This window comes from Micromonospora sp. NPDC005197 (assembly GCF_040608295.1).
Taxonomy (GTDB): domain Bacteria; phylum Actinomycetota; class Actinomycetes; order Mycobacteriales; family Micromonosporaceae; genus Micromonospora.
The window spans coordinates 1-5,668 of the sequence record NZ_JBEXHY010000213.1; the positions used below are offsets into that span (position 1 = coordinate 1).

Consider the following 5,668-nt stretch of genomic DNA (forward strand, 5'->3'; position numbering starts at 1 on the left):
CCACTGAAGGGGTGTGCGCAAAGCCGTCCCGCACCCGGGCGTTAACGAAAAAAACCACCCGCCGCCCCGCTACCCCCAACCCCCTCCCGCGTCACCGTTATCGGAACGGGCCGGCCTCCTTCGTGGGGGCCGGCCCTTCGCGTTGCCTTTGTTGTTCAGCTCTGCCGATCGGGGTTAGCGGCTGCTGGTGGTTTCTCTTACCCAGGGCAGGGCGATCCGCTCGATGAGCACGAGCGCGGAGTAGAGCAGGATGCTCACCAGCGCCACCAGCAGGATGGCCGCCCAGGCGGTGGCGTAGTCGCCGACGCCCGCGTATTGGAGGATGACGTAGCCCAGGCCACTCTCCCCGGCCTGGAACTCACCGATCACCGCGCCGATGGCCGCCAGCGGCATGGCCACCTTGAGCCCGACGAAGATCTGCGGCAGCGCCGCCGGGAACCGCACCTTGCGGAACGCCTGCCAGCGGGAGGCGTTCCACGACCGGACCAGCTCGGCCAGGTCGGCCGGCGTGGTGGTCAGCCCGGTCGCGGTGGACAGCACGATCGGAAAGAAGCAGAGCAGGAACACCATGGTCAGGATCGGCTTCTGACCCCAGCCCAGCGCCACCACCAGCAGCGGGCCCAACGTGATCTTCGGCACCGCGTTCACCGCGACCAGCAGCGGCGTGAACATCCGCTCCACGGCGCGGGAACTGGCCAGGGACAGTCCGATCAGGACGCCGGCGGCCGCCGACAGGGCGAAGCCGACCAGGATCTCCAGCAGGGTGGTCCCGGTGTGCTCCAGCATCTGGGCGGGCTTGTCGACGAACGCGCTGAACACACCCCCCGGCGGCGGCAGGGCGGCCGGCGGGATCAGCTCCAGCCGGGCGATCAGCCACCACGCCGCCAGGGCGACCAGCAGACCGGCCGCGGGCAGCAGCGCCGCCCCGACCCCGGCGCGCAGGCCGGCGCCCCGACCCGCCCGTCCCGCCTCCGGGCCGGCACCCGGGGATGGGGGCACCGTCACCGCCGGCTCGACTGACCGCACGTCGGTCATCTTGTCCTCCTCGAAATCCGACGGCCCTGGGGGCCGACGAGCGACGGGGGTACGTCCCACCGGATCCGGCGGGACGTACCCCCTGGTGGCGACCGGACGATCAGGCCTTCGGCGCGAGGCTGAAGTCGATGATCTGCTCGGGGGTGATGTTCTGCTTGAGCGCGCCCGCGCCCTGCAGGATCGCGATGCTCTTCGCGACCCGGCCGCTGTCCAGCGTGCCGATCGCGGTGCCGGAGTTGCCGGAACGCACGTACGCGGCCATCAGGTCCAGCTCGGCGGCGGCGGCCACCGGGTTGGCGGCGTCGACGTTCTTCTTCAGGATCTCGCCGGCCTCCTTGGAGTTCGCCAGGCTGTACTCGAGGCCCTTGAGCAGCGCCGCGGTGAACCGCTTCACCATCTCGGGCTTCTCCTTGGCGATCTTCGAGGAGGTGATCAACACGTTGCCGTAGAGGTCCTGCATCACGTTGCTGTACGGCAGCATGACGGCCTTCTTCTTGGCCACCGCCTCGATCGTCGGCTGGCCGACGACGAACTGGCCGATGCCGTCCACCGAGCCGCTGGCCAGGGTGCCGATCAGCGCCTGCGCCTCACCGTTGACCCAGGTCACCTTGCTGGCGTCCACACCGGCGAGCCGGGCGTACGTCGGGAACAGGTTGCGCACCACGGAGCCGGGGGTGTCGGCGAGCTTCTTGCCCTCCAGGTCCTTGGGCGAGTTGATGTTCTTGCCCTCGACGGTGGCGATGCCGGCCATCGTGCGCTGCTGGATCGCGGCCACCGCCGTGAAGTCCTTGGCCTGGCCGTTACCGAGCTGGAGCAGACCACCGGTGAGGTCGATCGGCCCGAAGTCCGCCTGGCCGCCGACGACCGTCTGGATCACGCCGCCGGTGCCCTGGCCGGCCTTGATCTCGACGTCGAAGCCGGCCTCCTTGAAGAAGCCCTTCTCCTTCGCCACCCAGGCGTAGGAGTCACGGCCGAAGTTGCCGAAGGAGGTGAGGTAGGTCACCTTCTCCAGTGCTCCGTCTTTGCCGCCCTTGGCGTCGTCGGACGAGTCCGACCCGCTGCTGCAGGCGGAGACGAGGGCGAGGGCGGTGGCCAGCGCGGCCGTAGCGACCGTACGGGTCAGCCTTCTCATCAGTAGCACCATGTCCTTTCCGACCGGGACCGCAGGCCACCGGCGGGGGTTGTCGCGACGGTGCCGGCAGGAGGGGCAAGCCGGGCACCGCCATCGTGAGGGGACTCTTCGCGGGCACAGCGTACGAGAAACCCACAGTTGCGACGCCAGGCGTATTGGGTTGCGGAACGGATACAACATGACGACCACCCCGGACGGTGCGGAATGTCAACGGGGCAGCTAGCCTTTGTCGGATTCCTGACCGTCCACTCAGCGGAGGTACGCCGCAGATGATCCGACTGTCCGGGGTGTCGCGTACCTTCGAGGGCCGGTCCGGCCGGGTCGAAGCCCTTCGCGGCATCGACCTCGACGTCGCCGAGGGCGAGTTCGTGGCCGTGCTCGGGCGCTCCGGCTGCGGGAAGTCCACCCTGCTGCGGTTGATCGCCGGGCTGCTCCCGCTGACCTCCGGCGAGATCACCGTGGCCGGTACGCCGATCACCCGACCCCGCCGCGACATCGCCATGCTCTTCCAGAAGCCGGCGCTGCTGCCGTGGCGCAGTGTGCTGGACAACGTCCTGCTGCCGGTGGAGATCTTCGGCTGGAGCCGCGCCAAGCACCGCGAGCGAGCCCGGCAACTGCTCGACGTGGCCGGGCTCTCCGGGTTCGAGAAGCGGCTTCCGCACGAACTCTCCGGTGGCATGCAGCAGCGGGTGTCGCTGTGCCGGTCGCTGATCGGCGAGCCGCGGGTGATGCTGATGGACGAGCCGTTCTCCGCGCTCGACGCGCTCACCCGCGAGGAACTGTCCGGCGAACTCCAGCGCGTGCACATGGAGAACAAGCCCACCATCGTCTTCGTCACCCACTCGATCGACGAGGCGGTGCTGCTCGCCGACCGGGTGGTCGTGCTGAGTCCTCGCCCCGGCCGGATCCGCAAGGTGGTCGAGGTGGCCATCCCCCGACCCCGCACCCTGGGTCGCAACGCCCACCTCGCCGACGTCGCCCGGGTCAGCGCCGACCTGCACGAGCTGTTGATGGAACGCGACCAGCCGGCCGCGGCCGGCGCGGAGGGACGATGAACATGCGGGTGTCGGTCTTCACCGAGCCCCACCGGGGCGCCGACTACGACACCCAGCTCCGGTTCGCCCGACTGGTCGAGGCCGGCGGCTACGAGGGCTTCCTCCGCGCCGACCACTACCAGTCGATGGGCGCCGACCCGGGCCTGCCCGGCCCGACGGACGCCTGGCTGACCCTCGCCGCGCTGGCCCGCGAGACCCAACGGATCCGGCTCGGCACCCTGGTCACGTCGGCGACCTTCCGCCTGCCCGGCCCTCTCGCGGTGCTGGTCGCACAGGTCGACCAGATGAGTGGCGGCCGGGTCGACCTCGGCATCGGCGCCGGCTGGTACGAGCGCGAGCACACCTCGTACGGCATCCCGTTCCCGCCCGTCGGCGAGCGCTTCGATCGACTGGCCGAGCAGCTTGAGGTGATCACCGGGCTGTGGGCCACCCCGATGGGCGAGACGTACAGCTTCACCGGTGACCACTACCGGCTGGTGGACGCGCCCGCGCTGCCCAAACCGGCGCAGGTGCCCGGACCGCCGATCATCGTGGGCGGGCGCGGTCCCAAGCGGACCCCCGAACTGGCCGCCCGCTACGCCGACGAGTTCAACATGCCGTTCAAGTCCGTGGCCGAGACCGCCGGGGCGTACGACCGGGTGCGGGAGGCGTGCGACCGCGTGGGTCGCACGGAGGCCGGCCGCGTCCCGCTGGTGCTCTCCGCCGGGATCGTGGTGGCCATCGGCCGCACCGACGCCGAGGCGCAGCTGCGGGCCGCGCCACTGCACGAGAAGAGCGCGCTGCCACCGGAGGACCCGGTGGTCGGCTCGCCCGCGCAGCTCGTGCAGCGAATCGGCGAGTTCGCCGAGATCGGCGGCACCCGGGTGCACCTGCGCATGACCGACCTCGACGACCTCGACCACCTCGAGCTGATCGCCGCCGAGGTGCTTCCCCAACTGGACGGTGGACGATGACGGACGTGATCGACGGCACCGAACTCGGGCCGGTGGGCCAGGAGATCGTGTACGAGAACGACCGGGTCCGGGTCTGGCACATCCGGCTCGAACCGGGCGAGCGGCAGCCCCTGCACCGGCACGACCACCCCTACCTGGTGGTGGCGATCCAGGGCGCGAAGAACGTCGTACAGACCATCGACGGCACCCGGATCGACGCCGACGAGCCCACCGGCGGAGTCGTCTACCGGGACCCCGGTGCCGTACACATGCTCACCAATGTCGGGGACACGACATACCTGGCCCGACTGGTCGAACTCAAGTAGACCCGCCGGGCGCGCCTCGCCCCGCCGCGCGGCGTGCCGGTGGCGATCGGGTGTACCAGGTGCGTAACGTGCCGGACATGGCCTTTCGGACCTGGGGCAGATTACTGCTCACGGCGCTCGGGGTGAGCGTGCTGGCCGGAGCCGGCCAGCTCGGCGTCGCGTACGGCTTCGGCATCGTCCGACTCACCGGCGCCTTCACCGGCACGACCGTCAACCAGTGGCCGGCCCAGCTCGTCTGGGTGGGCTGGTTCGCCGCGAACGCCGCCGTCGCCGGTGCCGTCCTGACCGGGCGTCTGGCCCGCCGGGACACCCCGCCGGCCAGCACCGGCCGGCAACTGGCCATCGGCGGCGCGGCCGCACTCGGCGCCACCGCCGTGGCCCCGCTCTGCATGCAGCCCGCCCGAGCCGCCGAGTTGATCTCGGTGGACCCGGTTTGGGCGGTCGGCATCTGCGCCATCCTCGGGGCGGTCATCGGAGCGGGCGCGGCCGTCGCCGTGCTGTTCCGACCGGAACTGGGCTGGAACATGGCGGCCGTGGCCGGGGCGGTCTGGCTGCTGGCGTTCATTTCCGTCCTGCCGTCGCTCGGCACGGCCGGCCCGCTGCCCACGGTCCGACTCGGTGTACTCGAACCGAACTGGCTGGACGACGCCGCCGCGCAGCGTCTGGCGCTGCTCCTGCTGCCCGTGGTGGCGCTGCTCGCGGGCGCCGCGACCGCCGGGTTGGCCCGCTGGCGCGGCCAGGTTCCGCTGATCAGCGGGGCGACCGGGGTGGCCGGTCCGGTGCTGGTGGCATTCGCGTACCTGACCGCTGGCCCCGGCGACGCGGTGGACCGCTACCAGACCACCCCCTACTACGGCGCGCTGATCGCGATCCTCGCCGGCGCCCTCGGCGCCGCGGCCGCCGCTCTGCTGCGCTGGCCCGTCGCCGCCCGCACCGCCGATCCCCAGGCGATCCAGCCGACCGACATCCTGCGCCCGCTGCCCGCCGGCCCGCCCCTGCCGGGCGCCGAAGCGGCGAGGTCGACGGGTCCGGTCGACGACCACGGTGACACCGAGCCCACCGCCGACGCGGCCCCCACCGGTGGGCACCTGACCAAGACCGGTCCGGGTCCGCGCGCCGCCGACGACACCGCCACCGTACGCACCGTCCCCGCCCACTGGGACTGGCCGGCGACCACGGCGAGCGGCC

At 71.5% G+C, this 5,668-nt stretch carries 5 protein-coding genes and 1 pseudogene; 4 read left to right on the forward strand and 2 right to left on the reverse strand.

All coding sequences use genetic code 11. The features are described from left to right. Positions 1-174: 174 nt before the first annotated feature. Both ABZU46_RS30775 and ABZU46_RS30780 read right to left on the reverse strand, forming a co-directional pair. Entirely contained in the window at positions 175-1,035 is an 861-nt protein-coding gene (locus ABZU46_RS30775; protein ID WP_354863212.1) for an ABC transporter permease, read from the reverse strand. Between the two features lie 100 nt (positions 1,036-1,135). After that, positions 1,136-2,167, reverse strand: a complete 1,032-nt coding sequence (locus ABZU46_RS30780; RefSeq protein ID WP_354863213.1) for an ABC transporter substrate-binding protein — start codon at positions 2,165-2,167, stop codon at positions 1,136-1,138. Between the two features lie 269 nt (positions 2,168-2,436). Between ABZU46_RS30780 and ABZU46_RS30785 the strand changes: the two genes are divergently transcribed. The 4 genes and pseudogenes from ABZU46_RS30785 to ABZU46_RS30800 form a co-directional block, all read left to right on the forward strand. Next, positions 2,437-3,222, forward strand: a complete 786-nt coding sequence (locus ABZU46_RS30785; RefSeq protein WP_354863214.1) for an ABC transporter ATP-binding protein — start codon at positions 2,437-2,439, stop codon at positions 3,220-3,222. Positions 3,223-3,224: 2 nt separating this feature from the next. Beyond that, a complete protein-coding gene (locus ABZU46_RS30790) occupies positions 3,225-4,175 on the forward strand; it encodes an LLM class F420-dependent oxidoreductase (protein WP_354863215.1) in 951 nt (316 codons plus the stop codon). Beyond that, on the forward strand, positions 4,172-4,480 hold the full coding sequence (locus tag ABZU46_RS30795; RefSeq protein ID WP_266246239.1) for a cupin: 309 nt from the start codon (positions 4,172-4,174) through the stop codon (positions 4,478-4,480). Before ABZU46_RS30790 ends, ABZU46_RS30795 begins: the two co-directional genes overlap by 4 nt. A gap of 77 nt (positions 4,481-4,557) precedes the next feature. Next, positions 4,558-5,668: pseudogene (locus tag ABZU46_RS30800) on the forward strand (hypothetical protein); the annotation flags it as partial.